Here is a 22106-nt window from a genome sequence, read left to right as displayed (position 1 = left end):
CAGCGCGCCAGGCACGAGGTATTGTCCTACATGGTGGCGGACATTCATCCGATGCCCAAGGGCATCAACTCATCCTATGATGAAAGCCTGACAACACCTCACACAATTCAGGAGTACGACATGTCCCGCCTCATCCCGATCAGCTTTGGCGCCTTGCAAATAGGTCTGGCAGCGGCGGCGATGTACATACTGTGCTCGGCGGACGTACTGCACCAGAGCTCGGTATATTTCCACTGATTCAACTTCCCGGCAGCGCCCGCCAATGACAATGCGCGCCCTGCTGCGCATTTCACGCAGCACGACGCGCACTTGCTAGCAATGCTGTCTGCGGCTAGCGTCTAGCGCCGGCCGTGGTAGCGTCCATGGCCGCCCCAGCCGCCGCGGTGTCCACCGTAGCGCCCAAAGCCAAACATGAAGTCCAGCCCGATCGTCACGGGCGGATTGTAATAATACGGTTGCGGCGCGTACACGGGCGCCGGCATGTACACGGGCTGCTGCACGTACACAGGCTGCCGCTGCACATACACGGGTTCATTCGTGTATTCCACGCGCGGCGCGCTCATCACACGGCCTGACTGCACCGGCTCGGACGAGACCGTGTGCCACTCATAGGGATTGTAGGCGCCCTGTGGCGCGCGCGAACCGTAATACGCGGGACCGGGGGGCGCCACGGCGCAGCCACCCAAGGCGGCCAGCGACATTACTGCCAACAGGGTTTTCATCGCAATTCTCCTAATCTGTACTACCTTAATTAAGTACTATAAGAAATTACGCCGTGTTTTGCTGCCCTTTTACCGATTGTTACACCCCGACGCACGCCGCAACATGAAATGTGGCAAAGCCGCCACAAGCCGCCACAAGCGGCCCGCGCGGCATGTTTCCTCAAATAAATGGAATCGCGCAAGTATCGATGACCTTGCCGGCGGCATCGTAGCGTTGCACGCACACTTGGTAGCGCACGCCGTAATCGAGCTCGACCTGCTCGACTTTGCCATACTTCAATTTCCAGCTGGGCTGCAACTGTTGCCGGCCAGCCAGCGCGGCCACATCCTGCGGAATCGCCATTGCCGTTTGCATCTCGCCCTGGCGCGCATCCTGGCGTCGCGCCACGTCGATCAACACGTTCAACGCCAAGTCCACGCCGCCGTCCACAAAGCTCAGCGTGGGCGCGCTGCGCTGTGCCCGCATCACGCCCCAGGCGCAAGACTTGCCGCCCGCCTCGCATTGCTTCAATTGCGCCAGCGGAAAATATTCTGGGGCAATCTTGCCATCCTTGATAGGCCAGCTGGTGCGCACGCCGTCGCGCTTACCCGTCAGGGGATTGTCCCAGCTCAGGCTATTCACGACGGCCACGGTCTGCCCCGCCTGCAAGCCCGCAGGCGTGCCCAGCGACGCGCAGGCGGAAAGCAGCAAGCCGGTGGCGGCCAGGGAGGAGAGTGTCAGGATGCGCTGCATGGTAAGCCTCTTGTGGTGGGATATCCCGAAGGTATGTTTCGAGGGTAACAGAATCGGCGGCGACAGCGCCGTTGGCTGGCACACATAACAGAACGGGCGGCACCCTTGCAGGCGCCGCCCGTAGCGGATACGGCCATGCCGGGAACGACGCTCCCGGCGATGCGTGGATCAGTCCAGCTTCCAGGCGTAATCGACCTTGGTCCAGGTTTGCGCCGCGGCGCCATCCTTGGTGCCCGGCTTGAACTTGCACGCCGACAAGGCTTTGATGGCGGCCTTGTCCAGGTTCTTGAAGCCGCTGCTCTTGTCGACTTTCGAATCGGCAACGCTGCCATCGGCATTCACCAGGAAGGACATTGACACGGTGCCTTGCTCTTCGTTCATCAACGAGGCTTTTGGATAGTCGGCCTTGCAGTTCTTGGCATCGAACGACGCCGGTACCTCGGCCGCGAAGGCGACGGAAGAAACGGACACCAGCAAGGCTGCTGCAACACTCATCAAACGCTTATTCTCAAACATGTGCTTCCCCATGATTATCAGATACGGTAACTACAATTTCCTGTGCGCTGTTGGCCGCGCTTAAAACTCTTCCCACTCGTCATTACTGCCGGCGCCTGCCGCCTTGCGTGGCGCCGCGGCAGCCACGGGAGCGGCCGCTTCGGCCTTGCGGGTCAGCGACTTCACCGGACGCAATGCCGGCGCCGGCTTGCGCACGGCGACGGGTGCGCTAGCCACGGGGGCCGGCACATACGCTGCCGGCTTCTCTTCGCCCTCGACCAATTTGAAGATGCTGACCACGTGGGCCAGTTCGGCCGCCTGGTCTTGCAAGCTTTGCGCCGCAGCGGCCGCCTGCTCCACCAGCGCGGCATTTTGTTGCGTCATGCCATCCATTTCGATGATCGACAGGTTGACCTGTTCGATGCCGGCGCTTTGCTCCTGGCTGGCACTGGCGATCTCGCTCATGATGTCGGTTACGCGGCGCACGCTGTCGACCACTTCGCCCATCGTCACGCCAGCCTGGCCCACCAGGCGCGTACCGCGTTCGGTCTTCTCGGCCGAATCGTCGATGAGGATCTTGATTTCCTTGGCGGCGCCAGCGGAACGCTGGGCCAGGTTGCGCACTTCCGAGGCCACCACGGCAAAGCCGCGGCCTTGCTCGCCGGCACGCGCCGCTTCCACGGCCGCATTCAGCGCCAGGATATTGGTCTGGAAAGCGATGCCATCGATGACGCCGATGATGTCGACAATTTTCTTCGCCGATTCATTGATCGAGCTCATGGTGTCAACCACTTGCGACACCACGGAGCCGCCCTTCAAGGCCACGTCCGAAGCGGTGGCGGCCAGCTTGTTGGCTTCCCGCGCATTGTCCGCATTCTGTTTCACGGTCGAGGTCAACTCTTCCATGGCCGACGCCGTTTTTTCCAGCGCGCTGGCTTGCATTTCCGTGCGCGACGACAAATCGATATTGCCGTCGGCGATCTCGCGCGACGCCGTGCCTATGGTTTCCGTGCCCACGCGTACCTGGCCGACGATGCCCACCAGGCTATCGCGCATTTCCTTCATTTCCGCCAGCAGACTGGACGTATCGGAAGGCTGGGTGTGGATGCCGATCGACAGGTCGCCATTGGCGATGCTGCCGGCGATCGATGCAGTGTAGTCAGGCTCGCCGCCCAGCTGTTTCAGCAAGCCACGGGTAATCACCAGTGCCGCCGCCACGCCCATCGCCACGGCCAGTACGCCGAGGATGATCATGAACAGGCGCGCGCTGTCGAAGGCCTTGCGGGCATCCGATTGCATCTGCTCATTGAGCTTGTCTTCCAGGGTGGCCAGTTGCTCCAGCGCCTCCATCCATTTTTTCTGTACCGGCCGGATTTCCTTGATCATCACGCGTGTGGCGCCTTCCGCGTCGTTGGCCATCCACAGTGCGGATGCCTTGGCGATGGCCGGCATGGCGGCCGCTTCGTATTCCTTGATCGAAGTCAGCAGGGCTTTTTCTTCAGCAGTCGACTCGACGGCGAATTTCTCTTCGAGCTTCTTCTGCGTTTCCTGATAGGTGCTGGTCTGCGTCTTGATACGCGCCATTTCCGGTTCCATATCGCCCGCGTCGGTCATCAGGGTCAGGATGCGCAGCGAGGTAATGCGGTCGCTGACGTTGCCACGCATGTCGATCACCAGGCGGGTGACGACGTTGTTGACATTGATCACGTGATCGAGACGTTCCTGGATTTGCGCCATGCGCGCGATGCCGAGGACGGTCACGGCCACCAGCAGAACCAGTACCAGGGCGAATCCCAGGCCCAGGCGGGTACCAACCTTCATTTTTGCTAAATTCATTTCGGCTCTTCGTAAATGAAACTATTGATAAGAATTTTTGCCCGGCACGACAAGACGAAGGCCGCGCAACACCGGTATCCGCCCTTACCCATTGGTATGCTGGCGGTATCCGGCCGCACGCAGCCTGGGGTACTTCCTGGTCTACAACAGCCCTGAAAACGCCAGTGACTGCGAATGCAAATTTATCCCACACACTGAATTTCTGACACGATTGATGTGAGATCAGCATCAAACATTCATATGAGAAATATTTGTCTATAATCAATTATAGGTGTAAATTTTGCCTCAAAGCAAGCAATAAGTACCTGAATAAATGCCTGATTAACTTTCTTCGGGGAAATGGCAACAACGCCGTTTCTTGCCCCTTAGAAATGCCCCACGGCAGTGCGGGCCGGCGCCGAAACAGCGCATTTACAACACATGGCATAGCCAGTGACATCGTTTTGGGAGGGGTGCTCAGAGGAAGGGGGAGTGCGGACAATACCACTGCCCCGGGACAGCGGTATAGACAAGTTGGATCAGCGGTCCCAGCTGCAATGCATTACATAGGCGTGGCACTCTGTGCCAAAGACAAAGACGCTCCAGATGGCGCCCAATTGACCGGCCAGGCTGCGCTGGCCCGACGATACCAGTTGATACCAGTGCGGCTCGCTGCCCAGCAGCTCGGCCAGTTCGCGCTCGAAACCGTCGAACAGACGCGCGTCGAGCGGCTGGAGGTCGGCCTCGCTCATCGGGTTCAAGCGCTCAAGCAGCCACTGGCGCGGCGTGCACAAGGCGCCGCTGCATACGACCGTCACGCTCGGCTGCAGGCGCAAGCCGTCCGGCGCTATCTTTAGCGCGCGGCACAGCGCGTCAAAGGACGCCTGCGGCGGCAGCGCGCCCAGATAGGAGCACCGGAAGAGACTGCCGTCATCCTTCAGCGCGCTGACGGCCAGCAAGTAGCCGCCAATCTGGTGCGCAAGGCTGTGGCAGTCGCTGCTCATCAGCCAGGCAGCGACAATCGCGCCGCCGCTTCCAGCAGCAAACGCGGGTCGCCCGAGGCCAGCTTCTTCGAATCCGACAGGGTCTGGCGGAAGCCGCGCGCGCCGGGAAGGTTTTGCATCAGGCCCAGCATGTGGCGCGTGACGCTGTTCAACTTCAGCCGCCCCGCTTCCTTCTCCAGCTGCGCACTAATATACGGAATCATCGCCTCGAGCACTTGCTCGCGCGTCTTCACGGGCGTGTCGTCACCGTAATAGCGCTGGTCGAACTGCGCCATCACGTACGGGTTGTGATACGCCTCGCGGCCCAGCATCACGCCGTCCAGGTGCTGCAGGTGCAGGTCGATTTCAGCTAGCGTCTTGATGCCGCCGTTGATGATGAACTCGAATTGCGGAAAATCACGCTTCAAGCGGTAGGCATAGTCATACTTGAGGGGCGGCACTTCACGGTTTTCCTTCGGACTCAGGCCTTTCAGGATGGCATTGCGCGCATGCACGATAAATGTCTTGCAGCCGGCATCGGCCACGGTGCCCACGAAATCGCGCACGAAGTCATACGACTCGCTGTCGTCGATGCCGATGCGGTGCTTCACGGTGACGTCGATATCGACTACGTCGCGCATGGCTTTCACGCAGTCGGCCACGAGTTGCGGCTCGGCCATCAGGCAGGCGCCAAACGCGCCTTTTTGCACGCGCTCGGACGGGCAACCGCAATTGAGGTTAATTTCGTCATAGCCCCACTGCTCACCGAGCTTGGCGCTGGTGGCCAGGTCCTTCGGGTCGCTGCCGCCCAGCTGCAGGGCCACCGGATGCTCTTCCTCATTAAAACGCAAATGGCGTTCCACGTCGCCGTAGACCAGCGCGCCCGTCGTCACCATTTCGGTGTAGAGCCAGGTGTGGCGCGTGATTTCGCGGTGGAACTTGCGGCAATGGCGGTCGCTCCAGTCCATCATCGGGGCAACGGACAGGCGGCGGGAAGGCAGGGTTGGGACAGTCACAATACGCTCGCTACAAAAAGGGAATCCAGAACGGCAAACCCGCTGCGTCGCATCACCGCAAGGTCATGCAAGCACAGCGGGTCTGGTTGGCGCGGCGACGCAGCGCCACGCCACTACAACAATTACGCGTCGCGGCCGGCGCGCTTACGCTCGTTTTCTTTCAGGAAGCGCTTGCGCAGACGGATCGATTTTGGCGTGATTTCAACCAGTTCGTCGTCGGCGATGAATTCCACCGCGTATTCCAGCGACATTTGCACTGGTGGTACCAGGCGCACTGCTTCATCGGTACCCGACGAACGCACGTTGGTCAGCTGCTTGCCCTTGATCGGGTTGACGACCAGATCGTTGTCACGCGAGTGAATACCGATGATCATGCCTTCGTACACTGGATCGTTGTGGACCACGAACATGCGGCCGCGATCTTGCAGTTTCCACAGGGCGTAGGCAACAGCGGCGCCGTCATCTTGCGAGATCAGCACGCCGTTACGACGGCCAGCCATTTCGCCACGGGTGTTGTCGACTGGCGCGTATTCGTTGAATACGTGGCTCATCAAGCCGGTGCCGCGGGTCAAGGTCATGAATTCGCCCTGGAAGCCGATCAGGCCACGCGCCGGGATCAGATACTCGAGACGCACGCGGCCCTTGCCATCCGATTCCATGTTTTGCAGGTCGCCACGACGACGGCCCAGCTCTTCCATGACGCCGCCCTGGTTGACTTCTTCAACGTCGACCGACAGGTTTTCAAACGGCTCGTGGCGCACGCCATCGACCATCTTGTAGACCACGCGCGGACGCGATACGGCCAGCTCGAAACCTTCGCGACGCATGTTTTCGATCAGAATCGTCAGGTGCAATTCGCCGCGGCCCGATACTTCAAAGATCGTGTCGTCGTCGGTCGGCGCTACGCGCAGAGCAACGTTGGCTTTCAGTTCGCGGTCCAGACGGTCACGCAATTGACGCGAGGTCACGAACTTGCCTTCGCGGCCAGCCAGTGGCGAGTTGTTGACCATGAAGTTCATGGTCAGGGTTGGCTCGTCGACGGTCAGCATCGGCAGCGCTTCCGGGGTATCCAGTGCGCACAAGGTCGAACCGATGCCGATTTCGTCGATACCGTTGATCAGGCAGATGTCGCCGGCAACCGCTTCGTCTACCAGCACGCGCTCCAGACCCTTGAAATTCAGCACCTGGTTGATGCGGCCTTTGACAGGCGTGGCGCCTGGACCGTTGATGACCAGCACGTCCTGGCCGACCTTGACGGTACCGCGGTTGACGCGGCCAATGCCGATCTTGCCGACGTACGACGAGTAGTCGAGCGAGGTGATTTGCATCTGCAGCGGGCCTTCCGGATTGTCATCACGGACAGGCACGTGTTGCAGGATCGCATCGAACATCGGCTTCATGTCGCCGCTGCGCACGTCTTCGGTCAGACCGGCATAGCCGTTCAGGCCCGAAGCGTAAATGATAGGGAAGTCCAGTTGTTCTTCGGTAGCACCCAGTTTGTCGAACAGTTCGAACGTCTGGTTGATGGCCCAGTCCGGACGTGCGCCTGGACGGTCGATCTTGTTGACGATCACGATAGGCTTCAGACCCAGTGCCAGCGCTTTGCGCGTGACGAAACGGGTTTGCGGCATCGGGCCTTCTTGTGCATCGATCAGCAGCAATACCGAGTCAACCATCGACAGGACGCGTTCCACTTCGCCGCCGAAGTCGGCGTGGCCTGGGGTGTCGACGATGTTGATGTGGGTGCCTTCGTACTCAACAGCGCAGTTCTTCGACAGAATCGTAATGCCGCGCTCCTTTTCCAGGTCGTTCGAGTCCATGACTCGGGTGTCGACCGCTTGGTTTTCACGGAAGGTGCCGGACTGGCGCAGCAGCTGATCCACCAGCGTGGTTTTGCCGTGGTCAACGTGGGCGATAATGGCGATATTACGAATTGCGCGTTTTGTATTTGACATGGTCGTAGTAGTTACTGAAAAACTGCGGAGTGCGTACAAGGTGTACGAGATACCCGAATGCTAATCTATTTCCGGAACCGCGTAGTATAGCATGTTGCGTTGCAACGCTATCTAAAAATGCTGGCGGCTCCCGCAGTCGGGAACGGTTTGTTTAAAAAAGCAACACTGGTTGAAGAGTATCGCTGGGTGATGACGTTGCTGTGACTTATTGATGCGCCGTGGCGATAAGCCTTTCTGGCGCCAGGATGCTATATTCCTGCAACTGGCCCGTACCCAGCAGCTTGCTGTCGTGATACACGCGCACCCTGCCCGGTTCAGCCGGCACGGCGACGTCTTCCTTGCCCAGCGCGATACGCTGGCCATGCAGGAAACGCTTGGCCAATTCTTGCGTCAGCTGGACTGCCGGGAAACTCGACAGCAAGGCATCGACGGGCGCGAGCAAGCTCAACGGCGCGGCATGCGCCGTCAGCTCCTCCAGCGTGACGACGCCATCGAGTGTCAGACTGCCCACTTGCGTGCGGCGCAAGGCGTTCAAATGGCCGCCGCAACCCAAGGCATGGCCGATATCTTCGCCCAACACGCGGATGTACGTGCCCTTGCTGCACATCACGGACAATTTCAGGAACGGCGCTTCATAGCCGAGGAACTCGAGCTTGTGGATGGTCACCGGGCGCGCCTCGCGCTCCAGGGTGATGCCTGCCCTTGCATACTCATATAAGGGCTTGCCATCGCGTTTCAAGGCCGAGTACATGGGCGGCGTCTGCAAAATCGGCCCGCGGAACTGCGCCAGCACGGCTTCGATCTGCTCCGGCGTCACATGCACGTCGCGCGTTTCCAACACTGCGCCTTCCGTGTCGCCCGTATCCGTCGTCTGCCCCAGGTGCACCAGGGTTTCGTAGGTTTTATCGGCTTCCAGCAAGTCCTGCGAGAACTTGGTTGCCTCGCCAAAGCACAGCGGCAGCAAGCCCGTGGCGAACGGATCCAGCGTGCCCGTATGGCCCGCTTTTTTCGCATTCAGCACGCGCTTGGCCTTGATCAGGGCATCGTTGCTGGACCAGCCCACCGGCTTATCCAACAGCAATACGCCATCGACCAGGTCGCGCACCCGCTTGATGCCGGGCGGTTTCTTCGGACCTGCCACGCTTATTGCTCGTCCGCTTTGTCTGCTGGCTTTTCGTCCGGCTCGGCATCCGCCGCACGCGTGGCGTTGGCCTTATCGATCAGCAAGGACATTTCCATGCCGCGCGAAGTCGAGCTATCGTGCACGAAATGCAACATCGGCAGGGTGTGGATATGCAGGCGCTTGCCCAGCAAGCCACGGATGAAACCAGACGCAGCCATCAGGCCTTCGGTGGTGTTCTTGATGGCTTCCTTGCTGTCTTTCAACATCGTGAAAAACACCTTGGCATGTGCGTAATCGGGCGTGATCTGCACTTCGGTGATGGTGATCATCGTGCCCACGCGCGGGTCTTTCAATTCGTAGGCGACGATTTCAGCCAGATCGCGCTGGATCTGGTCGGCCACGCGCAAGCCGCGCGCTGGCATGGTTTTGCTATGTTTAGCCATGATATATGCTGTCCTAAGTGCCGCAGGGCGCATGAGTCAAACGGTTGCCCGTTGACCAATGCGCCCCACGTGTTTGCGCGGACAACACTATGTCCGCGCCATTGTTCTTGCTGAGATTACAGGGTACGAGCGATTTCCTGGACTTCGAACACTTCCAGCGTGTCGCCAACCTGAATGTCGTTGTAGTTCTTCAGCGACAGGCCGCACTCCAGACCGGCGCGAACTTCTTTCGCATCGTCCTTGAAGCGTTTCAGGGAGTCGATCTCGCCGCTCCACACCACAATGTTGTTGCGCAACAGGCGGACGGAAGAAGCACGCTTGACCACGCCATCGGTGACCAGGCAACCGGCAATCGCGCCCACTTTCGAGACCAGGATAACCTGGCGGATCTCGACCTGGCCGATGACGGTTTCGCGTTTCTCTGGCGCCAACATGCCCGACAACGCCGATCTGATCTCATCGATCGCATCGTAAATGATGTTGTAGTAGCGAATGTCCACGCCATTCGACTCGGCCAGCTTGCGTGCCTGGGCATCAGCACGGGCGTTGAAGCCGATGATGACAGCTTTCGAGGCGACTGCCAGGTTGACGTCCGATTCCGTGATGCCGCCGACGGCTGCGTGAACAACTTGTACGCGCACTTCGGAGGTCGACAGTTTCTGCAGCGAACCAACCAGCGCTTCTTGCGAACCTTGCACGTCGGTTTTGATGATCAGCGGCAAGTTTTTCACTTCGCCTTCGGCCATCTGGTCGAACATGTTTTCCAGTTTCGCAGCTTGCTGCTTGGCCAGTTTCACGTCGCGGAACTTACCTTGACGGAACAGACCGATTTCACGCGCTTTACGCTCGTCCGCCATGACGACGACTTCTTCACCGGCAACCGGCACTTCCGTCAAGCCCTGGATTTCGACCGGAATCGAAGGACCCGCTTCAGCGATGGACTTGCCGTTCTCATCCAACATGGCGCGAACACGGCCATACGAAGAGCCAGCCAGAATCACGTCGCCGCGCTTCAGGGTACCGGACTGCACCAGGATCGTCGCGACAGGACCACGGCCCTTGTCCAGACGCGCCTCGACAACCAGGCCGCGCGCAGGCGCATCGACCGGTGCTGTTAGTTCCAGCACTTCGGCTTGCAACAGCACTTGTTCCAGCAGGTCATCGATACCTTGACCCGTTTTGGCCGAGACCGGCACGAATGGCGATTCGCCACCGTATTCTTCCGGCACGACTTGCTCGGCGACCAGTTCCTGCGTCACGCGGTCCACGTTGCCACCCGGTTTGTCGACCTTGTTGATCGCCACCACCAGCGGTACGCCGGCTGCTTTCGCGTGGGCAATCGCTTCTTTTGTTTGCGGCATCACGCCATCGTCGGCGGCAACCACCAGAATGACGATGTCGGTTGCCTTGGCGCCACGGGCACGCATTGCGGTAAACGCTTCGTGGCCTGGGGTGTCGAGGAAGGTGATCATGCCGCGTGGCGTATCGACGTGGTAAGCGCCGATATGCTGCGTAATGCCGCCCGCTTCGCCGGATGCCACCTTGGCGCGACGAATGTAATCGAGCAACGAGGTCTTACCATGGTCGACGTGACCCATGACGGTGACCACCGGTGCGCGCGGCTTCAACTCGAAGTGCGCGTGTTCGCCCACATCGGCCAGCAGCGCTTCCGGATCATCCTGCTCGGCGGCAAACGCCTTGTGGCCCATTTCTTCCACCAGAATCATGGCGGTTTCCTGGTCCAGCACCTGGTTGATCGTGCACATCTGGCCCAATTTCATCAAATGCTTGATGACTTCGGATGCCTTGACGGACATTTTGTGCGCCAATTCGGCCACGGTGATCGTTTCCGGTACGTGCACGTCTTTGACGACGGCTTCCGTAGGAGCCTGGAAGTTCGATTCACGGTCGTCATGGTGCGTCGGGCGACGGCCCTTCGCGCCACCGCGCCAGCTGTCACGGCCGCCTGGGCCGCTATTACCGCGTGGCTTAGGACCGCCGGTGGTGCCGCGTTTTTTCGCGTCATCGGACCAGGTGGACGACACATTCGCCGACTTGATGGATTTCTTGTCTGCAACAGCAGGCTTCTTGTCGCCCGGCTTGTCGCCAGGTTTCTTGTCAGCAGGCTTGTGCAAGGTGCCTTCCGGCGCCTTCGGCTTCACCGGAACCGGTACGGGTTCAGGAGCCTTGATGGCGCGGCGTGGCGCGTTCATCATGGCCTTGATCTGGGCAACTTCGTCGGCCACAGCCTTGCGTGCACGGTCAGTGGCTTCCGCTTTGTCAGCGGCTTCCTTGGCGGCAACAGCAGCGGCAGCGGCTTTCTTCTTCGCTTCTTCAGCGGCAGCAGCTTTTTTCGCTTCGGCAGCGGCGTCGTCAACGACAGGCGCAGCGGCGCTGGCGGCAGGCGCGGCAGCAGCCTTGGCAGCCGCCTTCTTCGCTTCCGCTTCAGCTTCTTTCTTCGCAGCCAATTCAGCCTGTTGCGTGGCTTTCGCCTGGGCTTCTTTTTCCGCGTCGAGCTTGGCCAGACGTTCTTGCTTTTCGCGCAGATCGGCTTCCTGGCGGGCGATCAGTTCAGCCTGTTTACGGGCATCTTCTTCACGGCGCGCCACGTCGGCGGGATCGATCACCGGTGCGGCAGGCGCGACCGGTTCTGCTGCGACCGGCGCAACTTCGTCACGCTGGACGAAAGTGCGTTTCTTGCGCACTTCCACCTGGATGGTGCGCGATTTGCCGGTGGCGTCAGCTTGCTTGATCTCAGTCGTTTCCTTGCGGGTCACGGTGATTTTTTTCTTTTCTGTGTCAGCCGCTGCGCCGTGTGTGCGGCGCAGATGATCCAAAAGCTTGTCCTTATCATCTTTCGACAATGGATCTGACGTCGAACTTTTCTCGACGCCGGCAGAACGCAGCTGCGTCAGCAGCAAATCTGCAGGCATCTTCAGTTCGGTGGCAAATTGGGCTACGTTGTTACTCGCCATTCAGTCCTCTTTTCTATGTGTCGCGGAGATGATAAAGATACTCAAATTAAGCCTTTGCGGATTCGGCCAGACTCCATGCCTTGGCTTGCAACGCCTTGGCACGATCGTCATATTTCGAGTCAACCAACTTCATCTCATCGTCGGTCACATCTTTAAATTCACTTGTAATCAGTTCACGCGCACGGTCCGCAGACAAGGCCAGGATTGCGCCAAATTCGTCGTATGCCAGTGCTGCAAATGCTTCAACGGTCTTGATACCAGCCAGACCCAGCTTGCCGGCGGTGATGCGGTCCATGCCTTCCAGACCTACCAACGCCTCGTCCATGCCTTCCAGACCCTCTTCCGAAGCAATTGCTTCGGTAACCAGCGCATCACGCGCACGGGTACGGAGTTCATTGACGGTATCTTCGTCAAACGATTCGATTTCCAGCATTTCGGAAATTGGCACGTAAGCGATTTCTTCCAGACTGGCGAAACCTTCTTCCACCAGAATATCGGCCACTTCCTGGTCGACATCGAGCTTTTCCATGAACAGGATGCGCACGGCAGCCGTTTCCTGGGCAGCTTTGTCAGCCGATTCTTCGGCCGTCATGATGTTGATCTTCCAGCCGGTCAGGTCCGAGGCCAGGCGCACGTTCTGGCCGGAACGACCAATTGCGATTGCCAGGTTTTCTTCGTCCACGACGACATCCATCGCGTGTTTTTCTTCATCGACCATGATCGACGACACGTTCGCCGGCGCCAGGGCGCCGATGACGAACTGCGCCGGATCTTCCGACCACAGCACGATGTCGACGCGTTCGCCACCGAGTTCGCCGGTGACAGCCTGCACGCGCGAACCGCGCATGCCAACGCAAGTACCGATCGGGTCGATGCGCTTGTCGGCCGTGTAGACGGCGATCTTGGCGCGTACGCCGGCATCGCGGGCTGCGGATTTGATTTCCAGCATGCCTTGCTCGATTTCCGGCACTTCCAGTTCAAACAGCTTCATGATGAATTCTGGCGCGGTGCGCGACAGAATCACTTGCGGGCCGCGCATGTTGCGGTCGATGCGCAAGATGTATGCACGGACACGGTCGCCGATACGCAGATTCTCTTTCGGGATCATCTGGTCGCGTGGCAGACGCGCTTCGATCTTGCCCGATTCGACGATGGCATCGCCACGTTCCATGCGCTTGATAGTACCGGTGACGAGCGAATCGCCGCGTTCCAGGAAGTCGACCAGGATCTGTTCACGTTCGGCATCACGCACGCGCTGCAGGACAACCTGTTTGGTATCCTGGGCGAAACGGCGGCCGAATTCAACGGATTCGATCGGCTCTTCGATGTGGTCATCGACTTCGATATCGGGAATCTGTTCTTTTGCCTCGAAATGCAGGATCTCCTGATCCGGCAATTGCAGGCCCGCTTCATCGGGCACCACGTGCCAGCGGCGGAACGATTCGAATTCGCCCGTTTCGCGGTCGATCGAAACGCGGATGTCTACCTCACCCTCATACCGTTTCTTCGTGGCTTGCGCCAACGCGAATTCGAGGGCGCCGAAGACGACATCTTTATCGACGTTTTTTTCGCGCGCCAGCGCGTCAACCAATAATAAAACTTCGCGGCTCATGCTTTGCGTCCCTTAAAAACCACCTGCGGCACCAAGCGTGCCTTATCCACATCGGCGAGCGTAAACTCCAACATCGCCGGACCATCCTTACCTTCAAATTCCAACGACAATTTATCGCCCACGGGTTCTTGCAAGATCCCCTGGAACGATTTCCGGTTGTTCGTACCCGGCATCGCCACAGTCAGCTTGACGATGATTTCCTGGCCTGCGAAACGGACAAAGTCTTCCAGCTTGCGCACCGGACGATCCAGACCCGGGGAAGAAATCTCGAGACGCTCGTAAGGAACGTTCTCTACCGTCAACACATGCGATAACTGGTGACTCACCGCGGCACAGTCCTCGACCGTGATCGGACCTTTTTCAGCGGCATCGGCGGCGCTGAAATCAATAAAGACGCGCAGCAGTCCGCGCTCGGCACGTTCGACATCAACGAGCTCATAGCCCAGACCTGTAACTGTCTTTTCAATTAATCCCAACTGCTGCAAGAAATTCTCCAGAAATAAGGCCCGTTTTCAGCATGACGGCGCCGCATTGAGCGCCGACAACATGCAAAAACACGCATTCAAGTCATATATGGCCCCTTGCGGAGCCATGACAAACGGTTCAACAAAAAAAAAATGGGCATCTGCCCATCTTCTTGTATTTCCCCAACCAGATAAGCACTCTCCACCAAACAACCCTGCGGAGAACTTTTATTAGGCTGCAGATTATAACCTCTTATTAACTTCGCCGCAATGCCGCACACAAGGAGCGGCCCGGCTTACAACAGTAACAAGAGCACGCGCCCGCAGCAGATTATCGGGCGCGCAAGAAGAAATTCCCTGAATTAACCTTTGCTGCGGCGGCGCGGCATGCCATCCATGCCGCCACGGTCCATGCCGCCACGCGGCTGGCCACCGGAACGCGCTTGCCCACCGGCACCGCCCGCATTGCGGCGCGGCCCCGTGTTGGCGAAGCCGAAGGTCGTTTGCAGCGGATCGGGCTGGCGCGGACCACGCTGCGGCGCGCGGCCTTCAGCACCGGCCGGACGCCCCTGCCCCTGACCCTGACCCTGACCTGCCGCACGCGGCGGACGGCCCTGGCCTTGCGGCGCACCTTCGAACGATGCCGACGAGCGTGGCTGACCACCCTGGAAAGGACCTTGCGGCTGACCACGACCCGGACCACGCGCTTCGCCTGGACGACCGGCGCCGCCTGGACGACCCTGGCCTTGCGGACGGGCAAACTGGCCCTGCGGCTGACCACGACGCGGCGCGACGGGGAACGGATCGGCGTTGCGGTTGCTCACATCGATGCGGTTACCGTTCGGCTCGTCATCGCGGCTGGCCTTGCGCGCTTCGCGGCCCTTGGCGGCACCAGCGGCACGGGGGTCGCCCGATGCCGGCATTTTCTTTTCGATGCCGTAGGCCGTCAGCAGGTCGCGCACGGTGTTTTCATCCATCTCTTCCCAGCGACCGCGTTTCAGGCCGCTCGGCAGGGTCATGGCGCCGTAGCGGGTACGGATCAGGCGCGAGACGGTCAGGCCGATGGCTTCAAACATGCGACGCACTTCGCGGTTGCGGCCTTCGCCGATCACCACGCGGTACCACTTGTTGATGCCTTCGCCGCCGCCATCGGCGATCTTCGAGAACTGTGCCAGGCCGTCTTCCAGCTCGACGCCGGCCAGCAGCTTCTGGCGCATGCCCTCTTCCAGCTCGCCCAGGGTACGCACGGCGTACTCGCGGTCGATGCCATAGCGTGGGTGCATCAGGCGGTTGGCCAGATCACCGGACGTGGTAAACAGCAGCAAGCCTTCGGTGTTGAAGTCGAGACGGCCAACGGCCAGCCACTTGCCTGCCTTCATGGTCGGCAAGCGGTCAAATACGGATGGACGGCCGTCAGGGTCATTATGGCTGACGATTTCGCCGGCCGGCTTGTGATACACCAGCACGCGTGGCGGCTTCTTGCTGACGCGGCGCTGGATCAACTTGCCATTGATGCGCACGTGGTCGGTCGGCAGGATGCGCTGGCCGATGTGGGCTGGCTCGCCATTTACGGACACGCGGCCCGACATGATCAGGTCTTCCATGTCGCGGCGCGAACCGAGACCGGCTTCGGCCAGCACCTTGTGCAGCTTCGGCGCGTCGTCGTCGGACGTCAGGTCGCGGCGCACCGCCACTTTTTGCACGCGGCCCGTGCCGCCTTCTTCGCTGTCGAACGCGTCGGAGGTAACAAACGAGAACACGGCGTCAGCATCGCTGAGCTTACCGGGCGCAGCCTGGCGGCCCTTGCCCTTTTTACGGCTCTTGCCGGCATTTTTGCCAGCGCCCGGCACGTCGTTGCGCGGACCGCGCGGCAAGCGCGGGCCGGAAACGAGGTTGCCGTCGGCATCGAACACATCGGCGACAGGCGCGGCAGCTTGCTCTGCGGCAGGCGCTGTTGCAACTGCTTCAGCAGCCTGTGGCGCTTCGGCGCGCGGCGGCTGGCGCAGCGCGCGTTCCGCTTGCACGCCACGCATCTGGCGCGGACCGCGGGTCGGGCGTGCTTCGGCCGGCTTGTCAGCGACGACTTCCGGCGCCGCTTCAGCGACGGCGGCAGCGGCCTTGGCGGCGGCGCGGGCACGCGGCGGACGCGGTGCCGAGGTGCTGACAACTTCAGCAACCGCCTCGGCAGCCGCTTCCGCAGCGTCGGCCACGGCCTTCAGGGCTGGCTTGGCGCGGGTTTTCTTGACGACAGGCGCAGCTTCTGCAGCAGAATCGCCGGCGGCGACAGCGGCGGAAGATGCAGCAACTGAGTCGGCGGCCACGTCGGCTTTCGTGCGGCGCTTCGGCTTGGCAGCGACGCTGTCGCCGGCAGCGGCAGCCGTTGCAGCCACTGCGTCGGCTTCGATCTGGGCCTTGGTGCGGCGCTTGGGCTTGGCAACGATGGCTTCGTCGCTGGCGGTTACTGTCTCGGGTGTGTTCGGATTATTCATTCTTCGTTTCGTGGCTGTGCTGACCTGGCGCAGCGTCAACCGTTAGTTCTGGCGCAGGGTCGTGAGTGTAGGCTTCGTCCATGGGCGAAGCATCGGGGCCGGCATCAAGGCTTGCTGTCACATCTGTCACAGCCGTATTGCTACCTGCACCAAGCTGGGGGGCAAGCTCATTGCTTGCCTTGTCAAAATTTTCCTGCAGGGCCGCTTCCAGGGCTTCGAGCCCATTGCCCTGCATTTCACTGATTTGCTGCAAAGGCGGCAACTGGGACAGCGAATGCAAACCCAGGTCATCCAAAAACTGCTTGGTGGTGGCCAGCAAGGCCGGCCGTCCCACCACGTCGCGGTAGCCGATGGCATCGACCCAGCCACGGTCTTCCAGCATCTTGATCGTCTGCGAATTGACAGCAACGCCGCGAATCTCCTCGATATCGCCGCGCGTCACCGGCTGGCGGTAGGCGATGATGGCCAGGGTTTCCAGGGTCGCCCGCGAATACTTGGGCGGCCGCTCGGGCGTCATGCGATCAAGATACATCTTCATTTCCGGGCGGCTTTGAAAGCGCCAGCCCGAAGCCAGACTGACGATCTCGATGCCACGCCCTTCCCACTCCTGCCGCAACTCTTCCAGCAATTGCTTGATCGTGTCGGCACCGACGCCGACACCACGCACGCGACCGTTCTCGTCCGCATCAACGAACAGCTTTTTCAGGCTGTGGATCGTCAACGACTCACGAGCGCACAGCAACGCGGTTTCGAGGACTTTTTTAGCCTCAATTGTATTCATAGCAATTCTGTGCGGATGTGTGTTGCAATTCGTATGCAGAGAAAGAAAACAAAAACGTTCATTTCAACGTAACAGATGGCAGACATCGATGATGACGCCGTGCTGGGTTACTAATTGAGGCTGTTTTTCCGACGCCTTGGCCGATGCGCGCAAAGCGGGATTGAAGCGGATGCAGTGAAAGTCCTGCCATCCATGGCGCTGGCCTTAAATAACCAGCAATGAAACGAACTCTGCAGCAGCTACTTTTCCCGCGGCGACTAAGCAGCCAGACGGGAGAGCGACAGTCGTTGTTTCATCCAACGATGTCAATTGTACCTGATAAAAAGCGGAAAAGCGCAAAACCGGGCAAAACACGCGTTTTACCCGGCCCTGGCGCGACATATCGCCCGCACCCCGCGCATCACAGGGAGGCGAGTTTCTCCGAGAGAATGGCCGATGCGCCCAGGAAAGCTGGGTACTGCGCCGTGATGACAAAAGTCGGCACTTGCGACACATAATTGGCAAAGCGCCCCTTGCGTTCGAAACGGGCGCGGAAACCGGAGCGGTCGAAGCGCGGCCCAAGACGTGGCACGATGCCGCCGCCGATATATATACCGCCGAGCGCGCCCAGGGTGACGGCGACATTGCCCGCCACCGTGCCGAGCATGCAGCAGAACGCTTCAATGACGTCGTCGCACAGCTGGGATTCGCCGGCCAGCGCGCGGCGCGTGATTTCCGCTGCCGGCAAGTCTTCGGCCGGCACGCCCGCGCGGTCGGCCAGGGCGCGGTAGATCAGTTCCAGGCCATCGCCGGAAATCAGGCGTTCGGCCGAGACGTGCTCATATTCGCGCCAGGCAAATTGCAAAATGCTCACTTCCACTTCATTGAACGGGGCAAAGCTGACGTGGCCGCCTTCGCTTTGCAGGGCGATCCAGCCGCCGTGCGACGGAATCAGGCCCGATACACCCAGGCCCGTGCCGGCGCCGATCAGGCCGATGGCCGTGTTGGGACGGGCCGTGCCCGCGCCCACCTGGTGCTTTTGCTCAGCGGACAGCTGCGGCAAGGCGCGCGCCAGGGCCGTGAAATCGTTGACCACATCCAGTGTCGTGAAACCGCACTCTTCACGCATGGCGCGGATCGAGAACGACCAGTGATGGTTCGTCATGCTGAGGAAATCGCCGTCGACGGGATTGGCGATGGCAATCATGGCATGGCGCACGGCTTGCCCGCCAGCGGCAGCGATGTGCGGCAGAGCCAGGTAGGCTTGCAAGGCGGCGGACAGGCTAGGGTAATCGGCACAGGGCAGCACTTCCACCAGGGTAATGTGGCCGGCGGCCACTTCCAGGGCGAAACGGGCATTGGTGCCGCCCACGTCGGCCAGCAGGCGCGGTCCATCGGCAAAGGCGGAAGTCGGCAGTACGGGAGAAGACGAAGCGCTCATGATTTTAAATGATGAAGTGGGACGCATGGGACGCCAAGCTTAAAGGATGAATGCGCCCGGAGGCAAGCAAAGTTTGTAGTTTAAGTACATCAAAACAAGCCTTTATTGGTAGTTCCACTCCAAATGCAACAGGCAGCATCAAAATTGCATAGAAACAATGATTTATAGTAAGCACTTGCACTCATCAGTAACAAGAAAAGCATGCTGCACAGCAGCAGGAATCACCTTGAAAACAGAGTATGCCGGAGTTTGCGCAAAGTCGCTTTGTATGCAGCGGCGCAGGTGTGGCGCTGCCTTCCCGGCAGCCCGGCAATGATGTTTTCGTATTATTACTACCGGTTTTTACTGCGGGCTTTTACTGCCAGCTTGGCGCGCAGCATGCAACGGTGATCAAGACGGCAAGCCTTCGCCCAATAGGCTGGCGGGCGCCGGCAGGTCGGAGCGGTAGGCGGCATTCCACGCATCGAGGCCGCCATGCAGGGGCTTGGCGCGGTGAAAGCCGTGCTGGCGCAGCAGCTTGGCCACTTGCGCGGCAGTCACGTCGTTGGGGCAGCTGCAATACACGATGATGTGGCGGTCCTTGTCCATGGCGATCATGGCCGGCACCGGTTCCTTGCCATTGAAGAACAAGGCGCCCGGCACGGCCGGTTCCAAAGACTGCGCCGTGGCGCTGCGCGCGTCGACCATCAGCGGCTCCTCGCCCTGTTCGATCAGGTCCAGCAATTCATCGATGCCGATGCGCTCGATCTGCAAGGCCTGGCGGAAACGCCGGCGTTCAAGGAATTTGTACAGCAGGAACAAGCCCAGCAAGGTGGCCAGCATCAGCAAGGCGGTGCTGCCCATGGTGCTGAGCAAGTCGAGCACCTGCTGCACGCTGGCGTGAAAGATCACGCCGACCACGATGCCGGTGCCGCTCCACAGCAAGGCACCCAGGCCCGCATATAGGAAGAACAAGCTCGGTGGGGTGCCCAGCGCGCCGGACATCGGTGCGGCCACCGTGTTAAATCCTGGCACGAACTTGGAGACGATCAGGGCTTTCGGCCCCCAGCGCTTGAATTTATCTTCCGTCTGACTGACGCAGTAATCGGGCGACAGCGAGATGCGGCACAGCAGCCGCAGGATGCGCTTGCCGAAATGCCGGCCCGCGCGGAACCACGTGAAGTCGCTGATCAGGCAGGCGCCCAGCGCGGCGGCCAGCACCAGCCCCCCATTCATGTCGCCGTCGACCACCAGCGCCCCCGCCACCACAAGGATGGGGAAGGCGGGAATCGGCAGGCCGAGCTGCTCCACCAGTACGATGCCAAAGACAATCAGGACACCGTAATGTTCGAGCAGGTAAATGAGGTTGGGCATGGGCGCTATCTTACCGTAAAAGCGAATTTAAGCCTGGACGCCTTTCGGGATAGCGCTCAACAAGGTGCGCGTGTATGGATGCACGGGATTGCGGTACAGCTCATCCGAATCGGCCAGTTCCACCACTTGCCCCTTGTGCATCACCATCACCTGGTCGGCGATGTATTTGACGACGGACAAATCGTGCGAGATGAAGATGTAGGACAAGCCGAATTCATCCTGCAAGTCCTGCAACAAATTGAGCACCTGCGCCTGCACCGACACATCGAGCGCCGACACGGATTCGTCGCACACGAGGATTTCCGGCTGCATGGTGAGGCAGCGGGCAATCGCAATGCGCTGGCGTTGACCGCCGGAGAACTCGTGCGGGTAGCGATGAAAAGCCTGCTCCGGCAAGCCAACTTTGTCGAGCAGCCAGTAGGCCTTGGCGATGCGTTCCTGGTCGTTCGCGCCGATCTTGTGGATGCGCATCGGTTCGAGCAAAATCTGCCCCACCGTAAAGCGGGGATTCAAGGAGGCATACGGATTCTGGAAGATGATCTGGATGCGGCGCTTATACGGCAAATACTCTTTGTTCGGCATGGCAATCAAATCCTTGCCGTGGAACATGGCCGTGCCGCCCGTGGCCTGGTGCAGGCGCAGCAGGGTCAAGCCCACCGTCGTCTTGCCGGAACCGGATTCGCCCACCACGCCCAGGGTCTTGCCGCGCGGCAGGGTAAATGACACATCCTTGACGGCCTGGAATTCGCGCTTGCCGAACAGGCCTACACGCGTATAAAAGCTCTTGCTCAGATTATTCACCACCAACACGGGTTCATCGCCCGGCGTGTAGCCGCGCGTGCGCTGTTTCACTTCCACGCCGGGGCCGGCCTTGCCTTCCAGATAGTCGGCAATGACGGGCAGGCGCCACGGGCGCTCGTCCAGCGACGGGCGGCAATGCAGCAGGGCTTTGGTATAAGCGTCGGTCGGCGCTTCAAACACCTGGCGCACTTCCCCCGTCTCGCGCACTTCGCCATGGCGCATGACGATCACCTGGTCGGCAATTTCACCCACCAGGCCCAGGTCGTGGGTAATGAACAGCACGGACATTTGATGTTTCTTTTGCAGCGCCGCGATCAAGTCCATGATCTGCTTTTGAATCGTCACGTCCAGCGCCGTCGTCGGCTCGTCGGCGATCAGCAGTTTCGGTTCGCAGGCAATCGCCATGGCGATCATCACGCGCTGCTGCTGGCCGCCCGACATCTGGCTCGGGTAAGCGTCGATCTTGGTGGCGGGATCGGGAATGCCCACTTCCTCGAGCAGCGCCAAGGTGCGCGCCCGCGCCTGCTTGCGGTTCATGCCCATGTGCTGGCGCAACACTTCGGCGATCTGGAATCCGACCGTAAACACGGGGTTCAGCGACGACATCGGCTCCTGGAAGATCATCGAGATATCCTTGCCGCACATGGTGCGCCGCTCGGCAATCGACAATTGGAGCAAGTCGCGCCCGCCGAAGTGGATGCTCGATCCGGGGGCTATGATGGTGTTATCCGGCGGCAACAAGCCCATCACGGCCAGCGAGCTGACGGACTTGCCACTGCCCGACTCACCCACCAGCGCGACGGTGCTGTTGCGCGGCACGTTGAACGAGATGCCCTTGACGGCTTCGAACGTGGTCTTCTTGTCCAGGCGGAAGGTGACGCGCAGATCGCGCACTTCCAACAGGTTATTCTGGTCCATGAGCAACT

Annotated in this window: 18 protein-coding genes; 1 reads left to right on the top strand and 17 read right to left on the bottom strand. The window is 60.1% G+C overall.

What is annotated here, in order from left to right:
• Window positions 1-21 precede the first annotated feature (21 nt).
• Window positions 22-237, top strand: a complete 216-nt coding sequence (locus ACP7DE_RS23390; protein ID WP_426074325.1) for a hypothetical protein — start codon at window positions 22-24, stop codon at window positions 235-237.
• Window positions 238-338: 101 nt separating this feature from the next.
• Here ACP7DE_RS23390 and ACP7DE_RS23385 read toward each other — a convergent pair whose 3' ends face one another.
• The 17 genes from ACP7DE_RS23385 to ACP7DE_RS23305 form a co-directional block, all read right to left on the bottom strand.
• Window positions 339-722 (bottom strand): hypothetical protein, encoded by a 384-nt coding sequence (locus ACP7DE_RS23385; RefSeq protein ID WP_426074324.1) that lies wholly within the window; start codon window positions 720-722, stop codon window positions 339-341.
• Between the two features lie 160 nt (window positions 723-882).
• Window positions 883-1455 (bottom strand): hypothetical protein, encoded by a 573-nt coding sequence (locus tag ACP7DE_RS23380; protein WP_426074323.1) that lies wholly within the window; start codon window positions 1453-1455, stop codon window positions 883-885.
• A 168-nt stretch (window positions 1456-1623) separates the two neighbouring features.
• Window positions 1624-1971 carry an energy transducer TonB gene (locus ACP7DE_RS23375; RefSeq protein WP_426074322.1) on the bottom strand — a complete coding sequence of 116 codons (348 nt, stop codon included), beginning with the start codon at window positions 1969-1971 and terminating at the stop codon, window positions 1624-1626.
• Between the two features lie 60 nt (window positions 1972-2031).
• Window positions 2032-3786, bottom strand: a complete 1755-nt coding sequence (locus ACP7DE_RS23370; protein WP_426074321.1) for a methyl-accepting chemotaxis protein — start codon at window positions 3784-3786, stop codon at window positions 2032-2034.
• Between the two features lie 518 nt (window positions 3787-4304).
• Window positions 4305-4769, bottom strand: a complete 465-nt coding sequence (locus ACP7DE_RS23365) for a hypothetical protein (protein ID WP_426074320.1) — start codon at window positions 4767-4769, stop codon at window positions 4305-4307.
• On the bottom strand, window positions 4769-5719 hold the full coding sequence (dusA, locus tag ACP7DE_RS23360; protein WP_426074337.1) for a tRNA dihydrouridine(20/20a) synthase DusA: 951 nt from the start codon (window positions 5717-5719) through the stop codon (window positions 4769-4771). The genes ACP7DE_RS23365 and dusA overlap by 1 nt, the downstream gene beginning before the upstream one ends.
• Window positions 5720-5886: 167 nt before the next feature.
• Window positions 5887-7719 (bottom strand): translational GTPase TypA, encoded by a 1833-nt coding sequence (typA, locus tag ACP7DE_RS23355; RefSeq protein WP_426074319.1) that lies wholly within the window; start codon window positions 7717-7719, stop codon window positions 5887-5889.
• Window positions 7720-7924: 205 nt separating this feature from the next.
• Window positions 7925-8860 carry a tRNA pseudouridine(55) synthase TruB gene (truB, locus tag ACP7DE_RS23350; RefSeq protein ID WP_426074318.1) on the bottom strand — a complete coding sequence of 312 codons (936 nt, stop codon included), beginning with the start codon at window positions 8858-8860 and terminating at the stop codon, window positions 7925-7927.
• Between the two features lie 2 nt (window positions 8861-8862).
• Window positions 8863-9285, bottom strand: coding sequence for a 30S ribosome-binding factor RbfA (gene rbfA, locus ACP7DE_RS23345; protein WP_034782531.1), 423 nt, complete (start codon window positions 9283-9285; stop codon window positions 8863-8865).
• 116 nt (window positions 9286-9401) lie between these two features.
• A complete protein-coding gene (gene infB / locus ACP7DE_RS23340; RefSeq protein WP_426074317.1) occupies window positions 9402-12260 on the bottom strand; it encodes a translation initiation factor IF-2 in 2859 nt (952 codons plus the stop codon).
• Between the two features lie 46 nt (window positions 12261-12306).
• On the bottom strand, window positions 12307-13872 hold the full coding sequence (gene nusA / locus ACP7DE_RS23335) for a transcription termination factor NusA (protein ID WP_086144982.1): 1566 nt from the start codon (window positions 13870-13872) through the stop codon (window positions 12307-12309).
• On the bottom strand, window positions 13869-14357 hold the full coding sequence (gene rimP / locus ACP7DE_RS23330) for a ribosome maturation factor RimP (protein WP_426074316.1): 489 nt from the start codon (window positions 14355-14357) through the stop codon (window positions 13869-13871). The genes nusA and rimP overlap by 4 nt, the downstream gene beginning before the upstream one ends.
• Window positions 14358-14698: 341 nt before the next feature.
• On the bottom strand, window positions 14699-16825 hold the full coding sequence (gene rluB, locus ACP7DE_RS23325) for a 23S rRNA pseudouridine(2605) synthase RluB (protein ID WP_426074315.1): 2127 nt from the start codon (window positions 16823-16825) through the stop codon (window positions 14699-14701).
• Window positions 16818-17606, bottom strand: coding sequence for an SMC-Scp complex subunit ScpB (scpB, locus tag ACP7DE_RS23320; RefSeq protein WP_426074314.1), 789 nt, complete (start codon window positions 17604-17606; stop codon window positions 16818-16820). Before scpB ends, rluB begins: the two co-directional genes overlap by 8 nt.
• 400 nt (window positions 17607-18006) lie before the next feature.
• Window positions 18007-19026: a glucokinase gene (locus ACP7DE_RS23315; protein ID WP_426074313.1), complete on the bottom strand. Its 1020-nt coding sequence runs from the start codon at window positions 19024-19026 to the stop codon at window positions 18007-18009.
• Window positions 19027-19416: 390 nt separating this feature from the next.
• The gene (locus tag ACP7DE_RS23310) at window positions 19417-20379 is read right to left on the bottom strand and encodes a VTT domain-containing protein (RefSeq protein WP_426074312.1); all 963 of its coding nucleotides are present in this window, start codon (window positions 20377-20379) and stop codon (window positions 19417-19419) included.
• A gap of 27 nt (window positions 20380-20406) precedes the next feature.
• Window positions 20407-22098, bottom strand: coding sequence for an ABC transporter ATP-binding protein (locus tag ACP7DE_RS23305; protein WP_426074311.1), 1692 nt, complete (start codon window positions 22096-22098; stop codon window positions 20407-20409).
• Window positions 22099-22106 lie beyond the last annotated feature (8 nt).

The sequence above is a fragment of the Janthinobacterium sp. DSP2-3-3 genome (genome assembly GCF_049897325.1).
Classification (GTDB): Bacteria; Pseudomonadota; Gammaproteobacteria; order Burkholderiales; family Burkholderiaceae_D; genus Janthinobacterium.
This window is presented reverse-complemented; position numbering and strand designations above follow the sequence as displayed.

Excerpts from the sequence above, each read along its gene's own strand:
- ACP7DE_RS23370 (WP_426074321.1), bottom strand. The coding sequence starts at position 3,786 with ATGAATTTAGCAAAAATGAAGGTTGGTACCCGCCTGGGCCTGGGATTC.
- ACP7DE_RS23385 (WP_426074324.1), bottom strand. The coding sequence starts at position 722 with ATGAAAACCCTGTTGGCAGTAATGTCGCTGGCCGCCTTGGGTGGCTGC.
- ACP7DE_RS23365 (WP_426074320.1), bottom strand. The coding sequence starts at position 4,769 with ATGAGCAGCGACTGCCACAGCCTTGCGCACCAGATTGGCGGCTACTTG.
- nusA (WP_086144982.1), bottom strand. The coding sequence starts at position 13,872 with ATGAGCCGCGAAGTTTTATTATTGGTTGACGCGCTGGCGCGCGAAAAA.
- infB (WP_426074317.1), bottom strand. The coding sequence starts at position 12,260 with ATGGCGAGTAACAACGTAGCCCAATTTGCCACCGAACTGAAGATGCCT.
- ACP7DE_RS23315 (WP_426074313.1), bottom strand. The coding sequence starts at position 19,026 with ATGAGCGCTTCGTCTTCTCCCGTACTGCCGACTTCCGCCTTTGCCGAT.
- rbfA (WP_034782531.1), bottom strand. The coding sequence starts at position 9,285 with ATGGCTAAACATAGCAAAACCATGCCAGCGCGCGGCTTGCGCGTGGCC.
- typA (WP_426074319.1), bottom strand. The coding sequence starts at position 7,719 with ATGTCAAATACAAAACGCGCAATTCGTAATATCGCCATTATCGCCCAC.
- dusA (WP_426074337.1), bottom strand. The coding sequence starts at position 5,719 with ATGATGGACTGGAGCGACCGCCATTGCCGCAAGTTCCACCGCGAAATC.
- ACP7DE_RS23375 (WP_426074322.1), bottom strand. The coding sequence starts at position 1,971 with ATGTTTGAGAATAAGCGTTTGATGAGTGTTGCAGCAGCCTTGCTGGTG.
- rluB (WP_426074315.1), bottom strand. The coding sequence starts at position 16,825 with ATGAATAATCCGAACACACCCGAGACAGTAACCGCCAGCGACGAAGCC.
- scpB (WP_426074314.1), bottom strand. The coding sequence starts at position 17,606 with ATGAATACAATTGAGGCTAAAAAAGTCCTCGAAACCGCGTTGCTGTGC.
- ACP7DE_RS23380 (WP_426074323.1), bottom strand. The coding sequence starts at position 1,455 with ATGCAGCGCATCCTGACACTCTCCTCCCTGGCCGCCACCGGCTTGCTG.
- ACP7DE_RS23310 (WP_426074312.1), bottom strand. The coding sequence starts at position 20,379 with ATGCCCAACCTCATTTACCTGCTCGAACATTACGGTGTCCTGATTGTC.
- ACP7DE_RS23305 (WP_426074311.1), bottom strand. The coding sequence starts at position 22,098 with ATGGACCAGAATAACCTGTTGGAAGTGCGCGATCTGCGCGTCACCTTC.